Raw genomic sequence first — 19,270 nt, 5'->3', positions numbered from 1 at the left:
GGCCGCCAGCCTGGGGCCGCAGCGCCAGGCGCAGCGGCGCGGGCGAGGCATCCTGCCCGGCCGCCAGCGGCCGCATCATGAAGAACAGGGTCTCGCCGCCCTGTGCGGCCAGGTGCAGGCGGCGCAGGCTGTCGCTGCGCACCTGGTTCTGCCAGAACAGGATGGCGCCGCAACTGCCGCTGCGCAGCACCTGTTCGGCCGCCCACAGCGCATCCGCCGTGCGCTCGGCGCGCAGCCAGATCAGTTGCGAGGGCGGCACGCCCAGCGCGGCCATGGCCAGCGCCTGCGGCGGATGGGGCGGCTGCAGCAGCACGATGCGGCGTGCCGCCACTTCCGCCAGCGCGGGACGCAGCAGGCGCATCTCGCCGATGCCGGGCTGCTGCAGCAGCAGGTCGACCAGGGCGCCGGTCGGCCAGCCGCCGCCGGGCAATTGCGCCGACAGCGCCGCATGGCCGGTGTCGACGCAGCGGGTGGCAGAACGCGCCAGCTGCGAGGCGCGCCAGAGCGACGGATGCAAGGATTCCGGCGCTGCTGGAGTGGAATCTGAGCAGTTGATCATAAGTGATGCGAAGAAATACTGTATGTTTATACAGTACTATTCTCATCAGGTTTTGGCAAGTTTTATCTTTTGTAATGAATCAAGGCCTGTTCTGAGTAGCGTGTCAATCCGGACCTTCGCTGCTCCAAAATTGCGACAGAACGATTTTTCTTTTCTGCCGTTCAACATGTATGATCCACAAACTCGGCCTTGAGCCTTGCAATGTTTGCCGACGGCTGCCGAGGCAAGTCACCCGACATGGTGGCAAGTCTGCGGAGCGTCGGGCCGATGAAAAACCCGTGGGAAGCAACGATGAGAAGCATTTTACGTATCTGGTCGAGACCAGCGCTAATGGCTGCGCTGGCACTGTCTCTTGCAGCCTGTTCGACACCAAAAGTTCAGACAACGAAAGCTGGTGGGCGCTATTACCTCAACGATGGTCCGCCCAAAGGCATAACCCAGGCGCAGATCGATGCAGTCAAGGAGCCGGTACCCAGGGCAGAGCGGTTTGTCTCCGGTACGCTCAAGCCTTATGTTGCTATGGGAAATAGCTACCGGCCGATGACCAGGTTAACGCCCTACCATGCGCGTGGCGTGGCAAGCTGGTACGGAACCCGTTACCACGGATTGCCGACGGCAAGTGGGGAACCCTACGACGTGATGAAGCTCACGGCTGCGCATCCGACCCTCCCGATCCCCTCTTATGTCAGGGTTACCAACCTCGAGAACGGTCAAACGCTGGTCGTTCGCGTCAACGACCGCGGCCCGTTCCACTCGGACAGGATCATCGATCTATCGTACGTGGCCGCAGCCAAGCTCGGCTATGCGGCGAAAGGCAGGGCGCTGGTCGAGATCGACGTCATCCTGCCGTAAAGCCGCTGTACATTTTGAGTCGCACTGACGAGTCCGCTGGTCAGTGAAGAAGAGCAACGACGAGGCCATCGATGCCCCCAGTTTCGCGAAAGCGCCCACAGATCGGTGACGTCATCGAAATTCGTACCCCTCGGGGTCTGGCCTACGCCCAGTACACGCATATGCATCCCGCATATGGCGCGCTACTACGCGTAATGCCCGGACTCTATCCTTCCAGACCCGAAAACTTTGCTGCACTCGGCCTCGCCGAACCCCAGTTCAGCACATTTTTCCCGCTGGGCTCGGCTTGCAGCAAAGGGATCGTACAAATCGTAGCGAATGAAGCGATTTCGGCATCTCTAAGGATGTTTCCAACGTTTCGAGCGTCGGTAAAAGGGCAAGACGGTATGTGGGGACCGTGGTGGTTGTGGGATGGAGAAAAGGAATGGAAGATCGGAGAGCTCCAGCCGGGGATGAACGCATTGCCGCCGCGTGCAATCATCAACGATACCTTGCTGGTCGAACGAATCGTCAGTGCTTGGCGTCATGAGGACTGGTCGTAGGCGGCGGCCGGACCGGCGTTGCAGATCGTCCTCGTTTTACGCGTAAACCTTCAGGCCGGCGGTGCCGCCGGAATCTTCAAGCCCTTGGCCACCGCGGGACGTTGCAGGAAAGCCCGCAGAACCCGGTCCACGTTCCGAAACCTGTCGAAGCCGACCAGCTCACGGGCGCCCTCGATGGCCTGCAGCCCGTTCACCCAGGGGAAAGTCATGATGTCGGCAATCGTGTAGCGCTCGCCCATGATCCATTCCCGCCCTTCGAGGCGCTGGTCCAGCACGCCCAGCAGGCGCCGCGCTTCTTCCGCGAAGCGGTCGCGCGGCCGCTTGTCTTCCCAGTCCTTGCCGGCAAATTTCAGGAAGAAGCCCAGTTGGCCGAACATCGGCCCGATGCCGCCGTTCTGGAACATCACCCACTGGATCGTCTCGTAGCGGCCCGCGGGCTCCGGCGGGATCAGCTGGCCGGTCTTTTCGGCCAGGTACAGCAGGATGGCGCCCGACTCCCACAGCGGCAGCGGCTGTCCGCCGGGCCCGTTGGGATCGATGATCGCCGGGATCTTGTTGTTCGGGTTCAGCGACAGGTACTCGGCCGACGTCTGCTCCTGCTTTTCGAAGGCGACGCGGTGCACTTCGTAAGGCAGGCCGGTCTCTTCGAGCATGATGGCCGCCTTGACGCCGTTCGGTGTCGGCATCGAATACAACTGCAGACGATCCGGATGCTGCGCAGGCCACTTCCGTGTCACCGGAAAACTGTTCACGTCGCTCATGGCTTCATCTCCTTCGCTGGTCGGCAGACCATGCTAGCAAAGGACGCGGCCATATGACGCGCGATCGCCCTGGCGGCCTCAGCCGGTCCGCTGCGCTATCATGACGTTATCGCATTTTCGATCGAAACAATGTCCTACACCGTCCCCTGCACTGGAATCCGCCCATGACCACGACCATGCAAACCATCGGCCTGGTCCTGTTCGTCCTGGCCCTGCTTCACACCTTCTCCACCCACATGTTCGAAGTGCTGGCGCACCGCCATCCGCGTCACGCCGGCCTGTTCCACCTGCTGGGCGAGGTCGAAGTCGTGTTCGGCTTCTGGGCCTTCGTGCTGATGATCTTCATGGCCCTGGTCGAGGGCGGCGCGGCGGCGGTCGACTATGCCGAGTCGCGCCACTACACCGAGCCGCTGTTCGTGTTCGTGGTGATGGTGGTGGCCGCCTCGCGTCCCGTACTGGAAGCGGCGCGCGGGCTGCTGCGCGTCATCGCGCGCCTGGCCCCGGTCCGCTCCGAAGTGGCGCAGGCCTGGCTGGCGCTGGCCCTGGTACCGCTGGCCGGCTCCCTGATCACCGAACCGGCCGCGATGACGCTGGCCGCGCTGATGCTGGCGCCGACCGTGTTCCGCCAGGGCATGCCCGAATGGCTCAAGTACGGTGCGCTGGGCGTACTGTTCGTGAACGTCTCGATCGGCGGCACCCTGACCTCCTATGCCGCGCCGCCGGTGCTGATGGTGGCCGGGACCTGGGGCTGGGACAGCGCCTACATGCTGCTGCATTTCGGCTGGCGCGCCCTGATCGCGGTGCTGTTCAACGCCACCGTCATCGTCTTCCTGCTGCGCTCGCACCTGCGCCAGCTCGACGCGTCCGTCGAGGGCGAAACGGCGCCGGTGCCGCCGCTGGTGGTCCTGATCCACCTGGCCTTCCTGGCCGCGGTGGTGCTGCTGGCCCACCATCCGGTGCTGTTCCTCGGCCTGTTCCTGCTGTTCCTCGGCTTTACCCAGGCCTACGACCGCTACCAGTCGCCGCTGATCCTGAAGGAGGGCCTGCTGGTCGGCTTCTTCCTGGCCGGGCTGGTGGTGCTGGGCGGCCTGCAGCAGTGGTGGCTGCAGCCGATCGTCTCCAGCCTCGGCCCGACCGCCCTGTTCTTCGGCGCCCTCGGCCTGACGGCGGTGACGGACAACGCCGCCCTGACCTACCTCGGCTCGCTGATCACCGGCCTGTCCGAGCACGAGAAATACATGCTGATGGCCGGCGCGGTGGGCGGCGGCGGCCTGACCGTGATCGCCAACGCCCCGAACCCGGCCGGCGCGGCCCTGCTGCGCCACGGCTTCGCCGACGAGTCGATCGGCGCCGTCTGGCTGCTGCTGGGGGCGCTCGGACCCACCTGTGCGGCGGCCATCATGTTCCTGTTGTAACGTAAAGACCCACACGACAAGGAAACCGCGATGGACAAGGATCTGCTGGTCAGCAAGACGGGCACCATCGAGCGCTGCATCAAGCGTGCCCGCGACGAGTACGAGAAGGACCCGACCACCTTCGTCGGCGACATCACGCGCCAGGACGCGGCCACGCTGAACGTGATCCGCGCCTGGGAAGCGGCGGTGGAAATGGGCGATTACGTGCTGGCCCAGGCCGGCATGGGCCCGGCGCACGACGAACGCGAAGTGATCTCGCTGCTCGCGGAAAACGGCTGGCTGGACCCCGCCCTGGGCGAGGACCTCAAGCGCACCGGCGAGTTCTGCCGCGCCGAATGGGATTACCAGGCCGCGCCGCTCCCGGCCCTGGTCACCATCATCAAGCGCGGGCTCGACGATTTCGACGCGTATGCGCGGGCGCTGCTGGCCCGTGCCGCCGGGAGCCCGGCGCCGGCCGCCGATGCCGCGCCGGCGGGCGATCCCGCCATCTGACGCCGCTGCATCGCGCCATCGATGTTTGCCTAACTGGTATCATGCGCGCTTTCATGGACCGGACAACACAAGAACATGAGCCAACCGACCAACCTGCCCTCCTTCTGGAGCCGGCTTTCCCTCGCCTTCGGCGCCTTCTTCAAGACCGCCGGCGATGCCGAATTCGCCGCGCGCGTGCGCGATGACCAGATCGGCCCTGTCGCCGCACCCGCGCCCGTAGCGCCTCCGGCGCCTGCCCCGGCTCCCGCGCCGGCTCCCGCACCTGCGCCGGCCCCGGCGCCGCTGCGCGTGGCAACGCCCGACGCCGCCCTGCAGCTGCTGTCGCTGCTGCAGCGTGAAGCGCGCCTGATCGACTTCGCCAACGAAAACATCACCGTCTACAGCGATGCCGACATCGGCGCCGCCGCGCGCGTCGTGCACGAAGGCTGCGCGCGCGTGCTGCGCGAGCACTTCACGATCGAACCGGTGCGCAGCGAGCTCGAAGGCGCGCGCGTGACCCTGCCGGAAGGCTTCGACGCCGCCAGCGTGCGCCTGACCGGCAACGTGGTCGGCAAGGCGCCCTTCACCGGCACCCTGAGCCACCGCGGCTGGCGCGCATCGAAAGTGAGCCTGCCGCAGTTGGCCGACAAGCACGACGCCAGCGTCATCGCCCCGGCGGAGGTGGAACTGTGAGCGCGAATATGGAAACCGCACGCTACGCGATCGGCATCGACCTCGGCACCACCCACAGCGCGCTGTCGTATGTCGATCTGCAGGCCAGCGACGGCGAAAAGGCCGACCAGGGCGTACTGCCGATCCCGCAGCTGAGCGGCCCCGGCACCGTCGAGGCGCTGCCGCTGCTGCCGTCCTTCATGTACATCCCGCACCCGGACGAACTGGCGGCCGGCGAGCTGGCCCTGCCCTGGACCAATGGCCAGGCCGCGCCCGTGGTTGGCGAAATGGCGCGTTCACGCGGCGCCGCCACCCCGATCCGCCTGGTCTCCTCGGCCAAGAGCTGGCTGTCGCACCCGGGCGTGGACCGCCGCGCGGCGATCCTGCCGACCGACGCACCGGAAGAAGTCGAACGCGTCTCGCCGCTGAGCGCATCGACCCGCTATCTCGAACACATCCGCAATGCCTGGAACGCCGCGCATCCGGAGGCACCGTTCGACCAGCAGGCCGTCACCGTGACCATACCCGCGTCCTTCGATCCGGGCGCGCGCGAACTGACCGCCGAAGCCGCGCGTAACGCCGGCTACGGCAGCCCGACCCTGCTGGAAGAGCCGCAGGCGGCCCTGTACAGCTGGATCGAAGGCAGCGGCGGCCGCTGGCGCAAGCAGGTCAAGGCCGGCGACATCGTGCTGGTGGTCGACGTCGGCGGCGGCACCAGCGACTTCTCGCTGATCGCCATCCTCGAACGCGACGGCAACCTGGAACCGCACCGCGTGGCGGTCGGCGACCATATCCTGCTCGGCGGCGACAACATGGATCTCGCCCTGGCGCACCTGGTCGCACGCAAGCTGCAAGCCAACGGCACCCAGCTCGACGCCTGGCAGATGCGCGCCCTCACCTACGCCTGCCGCGGCGCCAAGGAGCACCTGCTGGCCGATGCGAACGCCACCACCTGGCCGATCGTGGTGCCGAGCCGCGGCTCGAAGCTGATCGGCGGTTCGATCCGCACCGAGCTGACGCGCGACGAAGTCACGGCCTTCATCACCGACGGCTTCTTCCCGCGCGTGGAAGCCAACGCCCGCCCGGCCACCCGCGCGCGCGCCGGCCTGACCCAGATCGGCCTGCCCTACGCCCAGGACGCCGCGGTCACCCGCCACCTGGCCGCCTTCCTGGGCCGCCAGGCCGGCGCCACCGCGGAGCTGCAAGGCTTCAGCGGCCAGGTCAATCCCGAGCACACCTTCCTGCACCCGACCGCGGTGCTGTTCAACGGCGGCGTGTTCAAGTCCGACATCCTGGCCAAGCGCGTGATGGACACCATCAACGACTGGTTGTACATGGAAGGCGCGGAACCGGCGCGCATGCTGGAAGGCGCCGACCTCGACCTGGCGGTGGCGCGCGGCGCGGCGTATTACGGCTATGCGCGGCGCGGCGGCGGCGTGCGCATCCGTGGCGGCACGGCGCGTTCCTACTACGTCGGTGTGGAATCGTCGATGCCGGCCATCCCGGGCATGGAGCCGCCGATCACCGCCCTGTGCGTGGCGCCCTTCGGCATGGAAGAAGGCAGCGAGCTGGAACTGCCGGGCCAGGAGTTCGGTCTGGTGGTGGGCGAGCCGGTGCACTTCCGCTTCTTCGGTTCGACCGTGCGCCGCCAGGACCGCATCGGCGAGGTGCTGGAGTTCTGGGGCCCGGACGAGCTGCAGGAACTGAACGAGATCCAGGCCACCCTGCCGGCCGAGGGCCGCACCCCGGGCGACGTCGCCCAGGTCAGGCTGCACGCGCTGGCGACCGAGGCGGGCACGCTGGAGTTGATCGCCGTCTCGCGCGAAGGCCAGCGCTGGAAGGTCGAGTTCGACGTCCGCGCCAACGACCAGCAGCAGTAAAACGCGCGTGGGCACATCGGCAGCGCCGGCCTGGCTGGTCGGCATCGACCTCGGCACCACGAATACGGTGCTGGCCTATGCCGCGCCGGGTTCGCAGGAGGTCGAGACCTTCGCCATCGAGCAGTTGGTGGCGCCGGGTGAAGTCGCGCCCGCGCCGCTCCTTCCTTCCGCCCGCTACCACCCGGCGCCGGGCGAACTGGCGGCCGGTGCGCTGCAACTGCCCTGGCATACGCAAGACCCGACCGGCGTGCAGGATGCCGTGGTCGGCCGGCTTGCGCGCCTCCTGGGTGCGGCCACGCCTGGTCGATTAGTTGCATCTGCCAAGAGCTGGCTGTCCCACCACGGCGTCGACCGTACCGCCCCCATCCTGCCCTGGGGCGCGCCGGACGAGGTGCCGAAGATCTCGCCGCTGGCGGCCAGCGCCAGCTACCTGGCCTATCTGCGCGCGGCCTGGAATGCGCGCCATCCGGGCCAGCCGCTGGAACGCCAGGACCTGGTCCTGACCGTGCCCGCTTCCTTCGACGAAGGCGCGCGCGCCCTCACGCTGGAAGCGGCACGCCTGGCCGGCCTGCCCTCCTTGCGGCTGCTGGAAGAGCCGCAGGCCGCGCTGTATGACTGGCTGCAGCGCCACCGCGACCGGCTCGCCGGGGAGCTGGCGGCATCGCGCCTGGTGCTGGTGGCCGACGTCGGCGGCGGCACCACCGATTTCAGCCTGGTCAAGGTCGAGCTGGAAGACGCCCAGCCCAGGCTCACCCGCATCGGCGTCGGCAACCACCTGATCCTCGGCGGCGACAACATGGACCTGGCGCTGGCCCACCTGGCCGAAGCGCGCCTCGGTGCCCAAGACGGTGCCCACGGCGGCGGGCAGGATGGACAGGCGCCACCGGCACGCCTGTCGGCAGCCCGCCTGGCCCAGCTGACGGAGCGTTGCCGCGCCGCCAAGGAGCAGCTGCTGGCCGCCGATGCGCCGGAGCAGGTCAACGTGACCCTGCTGGGCACAGGCTCGCGCCTGATCGGCGCCAGCCGCACCGTCGCGCTCACACGCGAAGACGTTCGGCAGATCGTGCTGGACGGCTTCTTCCCGCTCAACCCCAGCCAGGAAGGCGCGAAGCGCGCGCGCGCCGGCATCGTCGAATTCGGCCTGCCCTACGCCAGCGATCCGGCCATCACGCGCCACCTGGCCGACTTCCTGCGCCAGCATGCCGGCGCCGCCCGCGAAGCGCTCGGCATCGAAGACGACGGCAGCCTGCCGGTGCCGGACACGCTGCTGCTGAACGGCGGCGTGTTCCGCGGCGCCGCCCTGGCCGCGCGCCTGGCCGACACCCTGTCCGCCTGGCGTGGAGAACCGATCCGGGTGCTGCACAACCGCGACCCCGACGTTGCCGTCGCGCGCGGCGCGGTCGCCTATTCGCTGGCCCGCCAGGGCCTGGCACCCGGCATCGAAAGCGGCTCGGCGCGCAGCTATTTCCTGCTGCTCGACGATGCGCCCGGCGGCGGCATGCTCAAGACGGTCTGTCTGCTGCCGCGCGGCGAAAAGCCCGGCGTCGAGGTGCGCCTGCTGGAGCGCAGCTTCGGCCTGCGTCTGGGAAGGCCGGTGCGCTTCCACCTGGTGTCGACGACCGCCGATCCGCAAGGCGCGCCGCCGCTGCCCGGCCAACTGATCGACCTGGACCCGGCGGACGTCGTGCGCCTGCCGGCCATCGCCACCGTGCTGCGCGCACAGACGGCCGGCACGGGCTCGGAAAAGAAAACCGAGATGCCGGTGCAGCTGGCGGCCTCGCTGTCCGAGGTCGGCACGCTGGAAGTGCATTGCGTGGCCGAAGACGGCAGCGGCCAGCGCTGGAAGCTGGAGTTTCAACTGCGCGGCGCGGAAGACGAGACACAGGACGAAGATGCCGACGCCGCCCTGCCGCCGCGCCTGACGGACGCCCTGCAGCGCATCGACCGCATCTTCGGCAGCCGCAACCAGCAGGTCGAAAGCCGCGAAGTGCGCCAGCTGCGCGGCTCGCTCGAGCACCTGCTCGGCGCGCGCGAGCAATGGACCACGCCGCTGCTGCGCCGCCTGTTCGACGCGCTGATGGAGCGCGCCAAAGGCCGCCGCCGCTCCGCCGAACACGAACGCGTGTGGCTGAACCTGGCCGGCTGGTGCCTGCGTCCCGGCTTCGGCGATCCGCTCGATGGCTGGCGCATCGAGCAGCTGTGGGCCCTGTTCGAGACCGGCGTCCAGTACCACAAGGACAGCCAGGTACGCGCCGAGTGGTGGACTCTGTGGCGCCGCGTGGCCGGCGGCCTCTCGACCGAGTCGCAGCTGCGCCTGCTCGACGACTTCGCCTTCAACCTGCAGGCCGACCCCGCCGACCGTGCGAAGCGTCCCGTCACCCTGGTCGACGGCAGCGAGGACGACATGCTGCGCCTGGGCGCCTCGCTCGAACGCATCCCTTCCGCCTACAAGGTCGAAATCGGCGACTGGATGCTGGGACAAATCATGGCGATCCCCGCCATGCCCAAACCCGATCCGAAGACCGCCGCCACCTATGCGCGCTATCTGTGGGCGCTGGCCCGGGTCGGCGCGCGCCAGTCGCTGCAATCGAGTGCACATGAAGTGGCGACCATCGAAGCCGCCGAGCGCTGGCTGGAGAGCCTGCTGCAGCTGGACTGGCGGCGCATCGAGCCGGCCGGCTTTGCCGCGGCCCACATCGCGCGCAAGACCGGCGACCGCTCGCGCGATATTGGGAACGAAATGAGCGGCGACGCCTTGCGCCAGCAGGTGCTGCACAAGCTGGCCGCCAGCGGCGCACCCGCCAGCTGGGCGGCGATGGTGCGCGAGGTGGTCGAGCTGGACCAGGCCAGCACCACGCGCATGTTCGGCGACGCGCTGCCGCCGGGCCTGAAACTCCTGCGCTGACGCCTATTTCCGCGGCGCGAGTTCGGCGAGCACGCCCTCGGCCGCAAGATGGTGGCCCACTTTGTTCCAGTGCCCATCCATCGGCAGGAAATCCATTCTTTCCCGGTACACGCGCCAGTGCTGCGCGAAGATCGGCTGCATGTCGACCAGCCCGAAACCCCGGCTCCGGATATGCCGCAGTAAAGCCTGGCGTTCGTCGCCCGGCCAGGTGGGCGGGTATTTGCCGGGCGCGTAAATGGCGCCGCGGTCGCCGTCGACCAGGAACACAAAGCGCGTACCGTACTGCTTCCGCAACGTCGCCAGCTCTTCCATCAAATACCCCAGGGCCAGCTCGCGCCGGGCACGGTGCGCGGCCAGCGCCGCCGTGTCGCCAGTGCTGGCATCCGGCATTGGCGCGTTTCGCATCTGGAACCACTGCGGGAATTTCAGGTTGTAATAGGCATACCTCAGCAAGGCGGACTTCAGGACCGTCTCTTTGGCCCGCGATTCGACATAAGGCGTATGGCGCACGCTCACCGTATTCCCCTCGATGACGAAGGCATTATGTCCGCCGGTGGCCGGCCCATCGATGCCCACCAGATCGGAAGGCTCCACAAAAATCACGACGACTTTTGCGTGCGTCGTCGGAAGAAAATGGCGTGCAATCTGCAATGCATCCGCCAGGCCGTTTCCCGAAGCGGCCGGCGCATAGACCTTGCCGAGAGCGGCGTCGAGTTGGCCCTGCACCGTATCCGGGTAATCGTTCATGAAGCTTTCGATGAAGCTGTCGCCGATGACGAGGGCATTGGCATCGTCCGTGAAATCCCGGGAATTGCTGAAGCCCTGCCGGTTGGTGATGCCATGCCGGGCGTTCTCCATTCCCCAACCGGCCGAGTACAGGTAGGGTTGTCGCGCCAGGTAACGGGCATATGGCGTTTCCGCATTGGTGTTTTCCATGCGGATGCCCGAATTCACCGGCAGGAAATGCAGGGCGGCCCCGATCCCGAGCAGGGCGATGCCCAGGCCGATCGCAGCGTAGAGCAGAAATCTCATGGCATCAAAAATTAAAGTAGAGGAATTCGGAGACACCCCGGGTTTCAGTGATCGCCAACAGGAACAAGGCCAGCCCCAGCAGCGCGCCAAACAGCATGCCGCCGCGGGGACCACTGCATCGGCGTTCCAGATCGGGCAGCGCACCGCGCCCGAGCATCTGATAGGCGTTCGGCAGCAACAGGGCGATGGCGGCGCAGCCAGCCACCCACAGCCAGCATGCCTGCATCGGCATGATGCGATCGCTGCCGAGCATGGCCTGGCTTGCGCTGTCGGCGGCCGTACCATGCCACATGGCCTCCAGCACATTGAGTGCTATCTCGAGCGAATTGGCACGGAACACCACCCAGGCCACGACGACCGCCAGCCAGGTGGCCAGCAAGCCGAGCACCGTGCGGAGCAGGCCGCCCCGCTCCCCGAGGAGATGGCGCAACGCATGGTTCAGCATCAGATAGCAGCCATGCAGGCCGCCCCATACGATAAAGGTCCAGTTCGCCCCATGCCATAGTCCGCCCAGCAGCATCGTGATCAGCAGATTCAGGTAACGCTGGAATCTCCCCTTGCGATTGCCGCCCAGCGGAATATAGAGATAGTCGCGCAGGAAGGTCGACAGCGTGATATGCCAGCGCCGCCAGAAGTCGATGATGGAAGACGCTTTGTAGGGCGAGAAGAAGTTAATGGGAAGAATAATTCCGAACATGTAAGACAAGCCGTAAGCCATGTCGGAGTAGGCGGAAAAATCGAAATAAAGCTGGAAGGTGTAAGACAAAGCGCCAGCCCAGGCTTCAAGCTGGGTCAGCTCCGCATGATGCAGGTCGAATACCGGCGCGACGAATCTGGCCACGCCATCGGCAATGACGACTTTCTTGAACAGGCCGATCGTGAAAAACGCCATGCCGACCGTGAGCCGCCCCTTGCTGAAGAGATGCGTTTGCGGCGCATCGAATTGCGGAATCATCTCCTTGTGGTGCAGGATCGGCCCCGCGATCAAATGCGGAAAATACGTCACGAACAAGCCGTAGCTTTCCGGCCGCGTCTCGTCCACCTTCCCTTGAAAACAATCGACCAGATAGGCGATCTGGGTGAAGGTAAAGAATGAGATGCCGATTGGCAGCTCAACGTTCTTCCATGCAAACTCCACGCCGGAGAAATGCATGACATTCAGGACGATGAAATTCGCGTATTTAAAGAACAGCAGTAGCGAAAGATTGAATACCAGCCCTGCGATGAGCCAGGCGCGCGCGCCGGATGCCAGCTGCAATCGGCGGTTGGCGACAATTTTTTTGCCAACCGTAAAATTGCAGACAATCGACAGCACCAGCAAGGGCAGATAATGCCAATCCCAGTAACTATAGAAAACCGTCGACGCAAGAAGGAGGAATACGATCGATGCCCGTAGATTCCTGCGCGAGATCAGGAAGTAGGCCGCCAGCGAAATGGGGAGGAAGACAAGGAAAAATGCAAAGGTATTGAAAAGCAATTTCCGTCCTCCGGTTTCAAGATTATCCGTTCCGCTTTCGACGAATCGAGGGGACATCTGGATGTTTCATGACCAGCAAACTGAGCCTTACGCGATTCTATTGTACTTCCAGGCCGCGCCACAGCCCGGCGCCGAGGCTCGGCTGCGCGGTGTAGCATGCTTCTCGACCAACGAACGAGAAAGGATCCACCGTGAACCAGCGCTACCAACCGATCACGCGCCTGGGCCTGGGCGGCACCGGGCTGGGCGACATGTACCACAGCACCAGCGACGAAGCGGCCATCGGCACCGTCGATGCTGCCTGGGAAGCCGGCATCCGCTACTTCGACACCGCGCCGCACTACGGCGCCGGCCTGTCCGAGCACCGCTTCGGCCAGGCCCTGCGCCGTCGTCCGCGCGACGAGTACACGCTGTCGACCAAGGTCGGCCGCCTGCTGGCGCCGCACCTGCCGGGCGAGATCGAAGCGCCCTTCGTCGGCGCCCTGCCCTTCAAGCGCGTGATCGACTACACCGCGGACGGCGTGCGCCGCTCGGTCGAGGACAGCCTGCAGCGCCTGGCGCTCGGCTACATCGACATCGTCTACGTGCACGACCTCTCGCCCGACATGTTCGGCAGCGAGTTCGAGCACTACTACCGGATCGCGGCCGGCAAGGGCGGCGCCTTCGAAGGCATGGTCAAGCTGCGGGAAGAAGGGATCGTCAAGGGCTGGGGCCTGGGCGTGAACACGGTCGAGCCCTGCCTGCGCGCGCTGCGCGATTCCGACCCGGACATCTTCCTGCTGGCGGGGCGCTACACGCTGATGGAAACCACCCCGCTCCAGGAACTGTTCCCGCTGTGCGCTCAGCGCGGCGCCCACGTGGTGCTGGGCGGCCCCTTCAACTCCGGCTTCCTGGCCGGCGGCGAGCATTACGACTACCAGCCTGCCAAGCCGGAGCAGCACGCGCAACGCGAGCGCCTGCGCCAGGTGGCCAGCCGCCACCACGTCGACCTGGCCGCGGCCGCGCTGCAGTTCGGCCTCGCGCATCCGGTGGCGGCGGCCACCATCCCCGGCGCCAGCAGCCCGGCGCACCTGCGCCGCAACGCCACCCTGATGCACACCGAGATCCCCGCCGCGTTCTGGGAAGAGCTGCGCAGCGAAGGGCTGGTGCCTGAGGAGGCGCCGCTGCCGCCGCGCAAGGCGGCAGCGCCTTAATCCGACTGCGTTCGCAAAACAGCGAGGTTGTGGATCAGGCGTTCGTACAACATCTGCTTCCACTCATGGTCGAGCGGAGCCGCCGCCCCATCGAAGGCGGCGGCGATGCGCTCCAACAAGGTGTCGAGATAGCGGGTGGCCTCTGCACGGTGATCGAATCCGAAGCGATGCGCGTCGGCCAGCACGGTATCTCTGGAAATGTCGAACCGTCCCGTTGCCAGCTGCATGTGAAGACGCCCTGGTGTTTCGACCGGATTCGGCACCACATCGAAGGCCGGTGCCAGCCGCCAGCGCCGCTCTTCGCTGCGATAGACGATTGCATGATTGCGCACGTGGTCGTCATCGTTGCCACATACTGCATTGAAGACCATACGTCCAAATAGTTCGATGCGGTCTTCCACCGGCGCGCCTGTCAAACGAAGTTCCTCGGCCAGGCGCGGATAGCTCCAGCGGTCCGTCTGCAGCAGGCCCGGATATTCGGCTTGCAGCAAGGAGGCGGCACTGACGCACATATAACGCCGACGATCGCTACGGTCGAAGCGCAGGATACGCACTGCATTCCGTCCTCCTGCCGCGGGGTGAAACACTGTCGCGGCAAAATTCAGGCCGCTTGCGGCGCCCCAATGCTGACAGACGTGCTCGAGTAAAGGAATATTGGCAGCATCTGTGCCAATCTCAGGCTTGACCAGCCAAAATTGTCCCTTGTCGTCCCGCACGGTGGCCTTTGGCCGGGCACCTCCCACACTGGCAGTCTGTACCAGCCGGGCACGGATTTTCGGACGCACCGGCGGGCGGCGTTCAGCAAGCGCCGTTAATTCTTCGACGACCTCATTCAATTGGGGCAGACCGGGCGCATTCACCTGCGCTTCCGGCGGCTTGGCACCAGCTCCGACAGCAAGCGCGCCCCAACGGTCGAGGTTGCTGGATTTGAGCAGATATTGCAGTGGCGGCGCATCTGCCGGCAGGTTGTGTTCCCGGCGCAGCAAAGCCTGACCCCATGCGTCTGGACAAGCATCCCGCAGCACATCATGCAGTCCCTGGTAGCGCGGTGCAATGACATCGGCGCCAGGCAAGAACGGCAAGTTGACCGGGTCGATAGCCCAGGTCAAGCCTGCGTCGACGTAGGAAGGCGCATACATGAAATGGCCTTCGCCAGCCGTGTCCATTTTGTAGCGGCCCACCGTGACCCAGTCTCCGCTGTCCGGCCGCTGAAGATAGACAAACAAAGGCCTAGAAATAATCGCCATCGTCCCCTCCCCGTTCCTCCTGGCGCAATCTGACGCGCCGGCCTTTCTCACCCTGCCACAGCCCGACGGGCAAGACAGGAATGGCCTGATCGACGATACCAAGCACCAGGAATGCGGTCACATAGGCGCCAGCGCCTGCACCTGGATCGCCTTTTTCAAGCCGCAGCAACGTGGTGCGAGAAATGCCCAGACGGGTGGACAGATCGTCAATCGTGATACGCTGGCGCAGACGCTGCGTGCGGATGCTCTGTCCCCAGATGTTCAGTCGCTCCTGCACCAGAGTTGGCCAGGTTTCGGTACGGGAAAGCTTTTTTGGCATGTCAGTATAGGCTCATAGATGATTCATTATAGTTTATAAAGTATCTTCTATGAACATTCTAAAATATTCGTTGACCCATAGATGCTACTTTAAACCACATAAAATCGCATCTATAAGCTCTTCCATATAGCAAGGAACCAAGTTTCATCGAACACATCCTGGCAACAGCCACACTTGGCAGTCGCCTGACATCCAAGAACATGTTCGGCGAATGCGCGCTCTACGCCGGCGAGAGTGGCGCCGGCCACCGGGCGCACATCGCAGCGCTCTCCGGCAAGCCGGCCAATTTTGCGGCATCATCCATCTCCTCGATCGCATGCAAACAAGGAGAAAACAATGACCGGCAGCACGAACCCCTTCTCGACCTACGTTCCGCCACGGGTCTGGTCGCCCGCCACGCCGTCGGGCGGCGCCTTCGCCAACATCAACCGCCCGGTCGCCGGCGCGACCCATGAGCTGGAACTGCCGATCGGCAAGCATCCGCTGCAGCTGTATTCGCTGGGCACGCCGAACGGGCAGAAGGTCACGATCATGCTCGAGGAGCTGCTGGCCGCCGGCCACACCGGTGCCGAATACGATGCCTGGCTGATCAAGATCGGCGAAGGCGCCCAGTTCGGCAGCGGCTTCGTCGACATCAACCCGAACTCGAAGATCCCGGCCCTGGTCGACCGCAGCGGCGAAAAACCGGTGCGCGTGTTCGAATCGGGTTCGATCCTGGTCTACCTGGCCGAAAAATTCGGCGCCTTCCTGCCCTCGGCCCTGCCGGCCAGGACCGAGACCTTCAACTGGCTGATGTGGCAGATGGGCTCCGCGCCTTTCGTCGGCGGCGGCTTCGGCCACTTCTACGCCTACGCGCCGGAAAAACTGGAGTACCCGATCAACCGCTACGCGATGGAAACCAAGCGCCAGCTCGACGTGCTGGACCGCCTGCTGGCCGAGCGCCGTTTCGTCGCCGGCGACGAGTACACCATCGCCGACATGGCGATCTGGCCCTGGTACGGCGCCCTGGTGCTGGGCGAGCTGTACGACGCCGCCGAATTCCTGTCGGTGCACAATTACCAGCAGGTGCGGCGCTGGGCCGACGAGGTGGCGGCGCGCCCGGCAGTGATGCGCGGGCGCAAGGTCAACCGCGTGCGCGGCAAGCCGGAAGAGATGGTGGCCGAGCGCCACGACGCATCCGATCTCGACTGATCCGCCGGTCTCGTTGCCTGCGGGCTAGCTGGCGCGCCCCTGCTGGGTTCGCGGCTAGACTCGCGGTATGGATACCAACGACCACCCCGACCGCAAGCCTGACGACGGCGCCGAAGTGCATGCTTCGCGCCGCCGCTTCGTCGGCACCGTGGCCGCCGGCATCGCCGCCGCGCCGGCCCTGGCCCAATCCCAGGGCGCCAGCCCGCAAGCAGCCGCCGCGCCCCGTTCCCTGACGCCGCCGCCCTATCCCGCCCCGCCCTTCCCGCGCCAGAAGCAGGACTGGCCCGGCCTGGCCGGCAAGATGACGCCGCGCCCCGACCATGGCGAAACCACCTACCGCGGCAGCGGCCGCCTGGCGGGACGGCGCGCACTCATCACCGGCGGCGATTCCGGCATCGGCCGCGCGGTGGCGATCGCCTTCGCGCGCGAGGGTGCGGACGTGGCGATCGGCTACCTGCCGGCCGAGGAAGCGGATGCGCGCGAAGTCGTGGCCCTGATCCGCCAGGCCGGCCGCAATGCCGTCGCGCTGCCCGGCGACATCCGCGACGAAGCCTTCTGCAAGAAGATGGTGGAGCAGGCCGTGCGCCAGCTGGGCGGGCTCGATATTTTGGTCAACAACGCCGCGCGCCAGCAGTCGATCGACTCCATCCTCGAGCTCACCACGGCCGAGCTGGACTGGCATTTCAAGACCAACCTGTACGCGCTGTTCTGGATTACCAAGGCGGCGGTGCCGCACCTGCCGCCGGGCGCCAGCATCATCACCACGGCTTCGGTGCAGGCCTACTCGCCCTCGGCCAACCTGCTGGCCTATTCCCAGACCAAGGCGGCCCAGGTGGCCTTCACCAAGTCGCTGGCCAAGCAGCTGGCGGACAAGGGCATCCGCGTGAACGCGGTGGCGCCGGGACCGGTGTGGACGCCGCTGCAGGTCACCGGCGGCCAGACCCAGAGCAACCTGGAAAAGTTCGGTGCCGATTCGCCGATGAAGCGTCCGGCCCAGCCGGCCGAGCTGGCGCCAGCCTATGTGGCACTGGCCGCTGCCGACGCCAGCTATACCACCGGACAGGTGTACGGGGTGGCCGGCGGGACCGGCAATCCCTGAGCTGTTTCGACCTTGGCACAATTGATCATCCTCAAATACGCAAGCGCCCTGCCTTTTACCCTGATCGGATCGATCCGATAACCCGCAACACCAGGAGACTGTCATGAGCTATGCAGACCGCGACAAATACGGGATGTACAAGAACACCACCGGCAGCGCCGGACCCGGCCCTGCCCTGATGGGCGCCGACACCCTGCTCGGCGACAGCGTCGTCAACGGCGCCAACGAAGACCTGGGCGACATCAAGGAGATCATGCTCGACATGAGCACCGGCCAAGTCGCCTATGCGGTGCTGGCCTTCGGCGGCTTCCTCGGCATGGGCGAGAAGCTGTTCGCCGTGCCCTGGCAGGCCCTGCATCTGGACACCGTCAACCACCGCTTCGTGCTCGACGTCGACAAGGACCGCCTGCAGAACGCCCCCGGCTTCGACAAGGATGCCTGGCCCGACATGGCCGACGCCCAGTGGGCGAACCAGATCCATTCTTTCTACGGCACCGACCCGCAGCGCGGCGGCGCCCCCAGCATGGGACCTGACGTGGCGATGCGCGGCATGCCGGGCGGCGCCGGCTCGATGTCCGGCATGGGCGCCGGAATGGGCGGACTCGGCGCTGGCCATGCGGGTGGTGCTGGCACGGCGACCGGCGCCGGCGTAGCAGCCGGAATCGGCGGCGGCGCGGGTGCGGGCGATCTCGGCTCGGGCACCGGCGGCAGCACCGATCCGCGCGCCGGCAACCAGGGCGACGACACCGACCTGAGCAGAATCCGCGGCAGCAATATCGGCTGAGGGGTCCCAGTCAGGCATGCATCTTGATTTCAGCCGCCCCGGCTTGCCGGGCTTGTTGCTTGCAACCGACCTGAGTCCCCGCTGCGACCGGCCGCTCGAACGCGCCAAGCAGCTGGCCGCGGAATTCGGCGCAGCGCTCGAGGTGCTGACCGTGTACGAGTCGCCGCAGGAGCCGGGCGCGGTTGGCGACTGGCTCGACGGCAGCCGCGGACTGGAGCGCGAAGCCCATGCCGCCAGGGTCGAGATCGCACAGGAATTCCAGAGCAGCGGCATGCAGGTGAACCAGCGCTTCCTCGCCGGCCGCGTGGACGACACCATCCTCGCCGCCGCGGCTGCGCTGCCGGATTATCTGGTCGTTACCGGCAGCTCGCGCAAGGAAACGCTGGGCCACCACATCCTCGGCTCCACGGTCGAGCGGCTGGCGCGCGGGCTGACGCAGCCGCTGCTGGTGGTGCGGCGGCGCGTGCGCGGCAGCTATGCCAATATCCTGGTCGCCATCGACGGCTCGCCGACTTCGCGGCTGGCGTTGCGCATGGCGGCGGCGATCTTTCCCGGCCGCCGCATCGTCGCCTTCCACGCCCATGTCCCCAACGACCTGCTGGAGAGCGGCGCCGCGCAGCATGACGCGATGGAGCGCTTCCTGGACGACTGCGGCCTGCCGCCGGCCGTGCGTGCGCATATCGAGACCGTGATCGCCGAGGGCGATCCCGAACCGCTCCTGACCGGCTTCGCCCGCACCAATGCGGTCGACCTCGCGGTGCTGGGGCTCCACACCGAACCGGCGCTGCTGCGGCTGCTGGCCGGCAGCCGGCGCGAGCACCTGCTGCAGGACTTCAGTTGCGACACCATGCTGGTTCCAGCCGCGCCCTGA

At 66.2% G+C, this 19,270-nt stretch carries 18 protein-coding genes; 12 read left to right on the top strand and 6 right to left on the bottom strand.

Annotated features, from left to right (window positions below):
- Window positions 1–559: translesion DNA synthesis-associated protein ImuA (imuA, locus tag NX782_RS10180; protein ID WP_258845332.1), on the bottom strand; the 559-nt coding region annotated here is incomplete at its 3' end.
- A 201-nt stretch (window positions 560–760) separates the two neighbouring features.
- On the opposite strand from imuA, the gene NX782_RS26385 reads away from it, so the two are divergent.
- Both NX782_RS26385 and NX782_RS10170 read left to right on the top strand, forming a co-directional pair.
- Window positions 761–1,411 carry a septal ring lytic transglycosylase RlpA family protein gene (locus tag NX782_RS26385; RefSeq protein ID WP_308632899.1) on the top strand — a complete coding sequence of 217 codons (651 nt, stop codon included), beginning with the start codon at window positions 761–763 and terminating at the stop codon, window positions 1,409–1,411.
- 71 nt (window positions 1,412–1,482) lie between these two features.
- Entirely contained in the window at window positions 1,483–1,953 is a 471-nt protein-coding gene (locus tag NX782_RS10170) for a hypothetical protein (RefSeq protein ID WP_258845331.1), read from the top strand.
- 50 nt (window positions 1,954–2,003) lie between these two features.
- Here NX782_RS10170 and NX782_RS10165 read toward each other — a convergent pair whose 3' ends face one another.
- The gene (locus NX782_RS10165) at window positions 2,004–2,714 is read right to left on the bottom strand and encodes a glutathione S-transferase family protein (RefSeq protein ID WP_258845330.1); all 711 of its coding nucleotides are present in this window, start codon (window positions 2,712–2,714) and stop codon (window positions 2,004–2,006) included.
- A 164-nt stretch (window positions 2,715–2,878) separates the two neighbouring features.
- Here NX782_RS10165 and NX782_RS10160 point away from each other — a divergent pair, with 164 nt between their 5' ends.
- From NX782_RS10160 to NX782_RS10140, 5 genes are all read left to right on the top strand, one after another.
- Complete coding sequence (locus NX782_RS10160) at window positions 2,879–4,129, top strand: putative Na+/H+ antiporter (RefSeq protein WP_258845329.1); 1,251 nt, start codon at window positions 2,879–2,881, stop codon at window positions 4,127–4,129.
- 30 nt (window positions 4,130–4,159) lie between these two features.
- Window positions 4,160–4,621: a type VII toxin-antitoxin system HepT family RNase toxin gene (gene hepT, locus NX782_RS10155; protein ID WP_258845328.1), complete on the top strand. Its 462-nt coding sequence runs from the start codon at window positions 4,160–4,162 to the stop codon at window positions 4,619–4,621.
- Window positions 4,622–4,696: 75 nt separating this feature from the next.
- Complete coding sequence (locus NX782_RS10150; RefSeq protein ID WP_258845327.1) at window positions 4,697–5,293, top strand: DUF2760 domain-containing protein; 597 nt, start codon at window positions 4,697–4,699, stop codon at window positions 5,291–5,293.
- 8 nt (window positions 5,294–5,301) lie between these two features.
- Window positions 5,302–7,152 (top strand): Hsp70 family protein, encoded by a 1,851-nt coding sequence (locus tag NX782_RS10145; protein ID WP_258845340.1) that lies wholly within the window; start codon window positions 5,302–5,304, stop codon window positions 7,150–7,152.
- A gap of 7 nt (window positions 7,153–7,159) precedes the next feature.
- Window positions 7,160–10,057: an Hsp70 family protein gene (locus tag NX782_RS10140; RefSeq protein ID WP_258845326.1), complete on the top strand. Its 2,898-nt coding sequence runs from the start codon at window positions 7,160–7,162 to the stop codon at window positions 10,055–10,057.
- A 3-nt stretch (window positions 10,058–10,060) separates the two neighbouring features.
- Here the strand turns inward: NX782_RS10140 and NX782_RS10135 are convergent, their stop codons facing one another.
- On the bottom strand, window positions 10,061–11,089 hold the full coding sequence (locus tag NX782_RS10135; protein ID WP_258845325.1) for an alginate O-acetyltransferase AlgX-related protein: 1,029 nt from the start codon (window positions 11,087–11,089) through the stop codon (window positions 10,061–10,063).
- 4 nt (window positions 11,090–11,093) lie between these two features.
- On the bottom strand, window positions 11,094–12,623 hold the full coding sequence (locus NX782_RS10130) for an MBOAT family O-acyltransferase (protein ID WP_258845324.1): 1,530 nt from the start codon (window positions 12,621–12,623) through the stop codon (window positions 11,094–11,096).
- A gap of 134 nt (window positions 12,624–12,757) precedes the next feature.
- On the opposite strand from NX782_RS10130, the gene NX782_RS10125 reads away from it, so the two are divergent.
- Window positions 12,758–13,759 carry an aldo/keto reductase gene (locus NX782_RS10125; RefSeq protein ID WP_258845323.1) on the top strand — a complete coding sequence of 334 codons (1,002 nt, stop codon included), beginning with the start codon at window positions 12,758–12,760 and terminating at the stop codon, window positions 13,757–13,759.
- Here the strand turns inward: NX782_RS10125 and NX782_RS10120 are convergent.
- Both NX782_RS10120 and NX782_RS10115 read right to left on the bottom strand, forming a co-directional pair.
- Window positions 13,756–15,006, bottom strand: a complete 1,251-nt coding sequence (locus tag NX782_RS10120) for a type II toxin-antitoxin system HipA family toxin (protein ID WP_258845322.1) — start codon at window positions 15,004–15,006, stop codon at window positions 13,756–13,758. The genes NX782_RS10125 and NX782_RS10120 overlap by 4 nt on opposite strands.
- A complete protein-coding gene (locus NX782_RS10115; RefSeq protein ID WP_258845321.1) occupies window positions 14,990–15,325 on the bottom strand; it encodes a helix-turn-helix domain-containing protein in 336 nt (111 codons plus the stop codon). The genes NX782_RS10120 and NX782_RS10115 overlap by 17 nt, the downstream gene beginning before the upstream one ends.
- Window positions 15,326–15,661: 336 nt before the next feature.
- Between NX782_RS10115 and yghU the strand changes: the two genes are divergently transcribed.
- From yghU to NX782_RS10095, 4 genes are all read left to right on the top strand, one after another.
- On the top strand, window positions 15,662–16,516 hold the full coding sequence (gene yghU, locus NX782_RS10110; RefSeq protein WP_258845320.1) for a glutathione-dependent disulfide-bond oxidoreductase: 855 nt from the start codon (window positions 15,662–15,664) through the stop codon (window positions 16,514–16,516).
- A gap of 67 nt (window positions 16,517–16,583) precedes the next feature.
- Entirely contained in the window at window positions 16,584–17,615 is a 1,032-nt protein-coding gene (locus NX782_RS10105) for an SDR family oxidoreductase (RefSeq protein ID WP_258845319.1), read from the top strand.
- A 103-nt stretch (window positions 17,616–17,718) separates the two neighbouring features.
- Window positions 17,719–18,399, top strand: a complete 681-nt coding sequence (locus NX782_RS10100; protein ID WP_258845318.1) for a PRC-barrel domain-containing protein — start codon at window positions 17,719–17,721, stop codon at window positions 18,397–18,399.
- 16 nt (window positions 18,400–18,415) lie between these two features.
- Complete coding sequence (locus NX782_RS10095; RefSeq protein ID WP_258845317.1) at window positions 18,416–19,270, top strand: universal stress protein; 855 nt, start codon at window positions 18,416–18,418, stop codon at window positions 19,268–19,270.

Source organism: Massilia norwichensis (assembly GCF_024753245.1).
GTDB lineage: Bacteria > Pseudomonadota > Gammaproteobacteria > Burkholderiales > Burkholderiaceae_D > Telluria > Telluria norwichensis.
The sequence above is the reverse complement of the archived record's forward strand: the minus strand, read 5'-3'. Positions and strand labels throughout refer to the sequence as shown.

What these genes read in the sequence shown, in the direction of transcription:
- NX782_RS10115 (WP_258845321.1), bottom strand. Translation starts at nt 15,325, where the DNA reads ATGCCAAAAAAGCTTTCCCGTACCGAAACCTGGCCAACTCTGGTGCAG.
- NX782_RS10145 (WP_258845340.1), top strand. Translation starts at nt 5,302, where the DNA reads ATGGAAACCGCACGCTACGCGATCGGCATCGACCTCGGCACCACCCAC.
- NX782_RS10135 (WP_258845325.1), bottom strand. Translation starts at nt 11,089, where the DNA reads ATGAGATTTCTGCTCTACGCTGCGATCGGCCTGGGCATCGCCCTGCTC.
- NX782_RS10100 (WP_258845318.1), top strand. Translation starts at nt 17,719, where the DNA reads ATGAGCTATGCAGACCGCGACAAATACGGGATGTACAAGAACACCACC.
- NX782_RS10170 (WP_258845331.1), top strand. Translation starts at nt 1,483, where the DNA reads ATGCCCCCAGTTTCGCGAAAGCGCCCACAGATCGGTGACGTCATCGAA.
- NX782_RS10150 (WP_258845327.1), top strand. Translation starts at nt 4,697, where the DNA reads ATGAGCCAACCGACCAACCTGCCCTCCTTCTGGAGCCGGCTTTCCCTC.
- NX782_RS10160 (WP_258845329.1), top strand. Translation starts at nt 2,879, where the DNA reads ATGACCACGACCATGCAAACCATCGGCCTGGTCCTGTTCGTCCTGGCC.
- NX782_RS10165 (WP_258845330.1), bottom strand. Translation starts at nt 2,714, where the DNA reads ATGAGCGACGTGAACAGTTTTCCGGTGACACGGAAGTGGCCTGCGCAG.
- NX782_RS26385 (WP_308632899.1), top strand. Translation starts at nt 761, where the DNA reads ATGTTTGCCGACGGCTGCCGAGGCAAGTCACCCGACATGGTGGCAAGT.
- hepT (WP_258845328.1), top strand. Translation starts at nt 4,160, where the DNA reads ATGGACAAGGATCTGCTGGTCAGCAAGACGGGCACCATCGAGCGCTGC.
- NX782_RS10120 (WP_258845322.1), bottom strand. Translation starts at nt 15,006, where the DNA reads ATGGCGATTATTTCTAGGCCTTTGTTTGTCTATCTTCAGCGGCCGGAC.
- yghU (WP_258845320.1), top strand. Translation starts at nt 15,662, where the DNA reads ATGACCGGCAGCACGAACCCCTTCTCGACCTACGTTCCGCCACGGGTC.
- NX782_RS10130 (WP_258845324.1), bottom strand. Translation starts at nt 12,623, where the DNA reads ATGTCCCCTCGATTCGTCGAAAGCGGAACGGATAATCTTGAAACCGGA.
- NX782_RS10105 (WP_258845319.1), top strand. Translation starts at nt 16,584, where the DNA reads ATGGATACCAACGACCACCCCGACCGCAAGCCTGACGACGGCGCCGAA.
- NX782_RS10095 (WP_258845317.1), top strand. Translation starts at nt 18,416, where the DNA reads ATGCATCTTGATTTCAGCCGCCCCGGCTTGCCGGGCTTGTTGCTTGCA.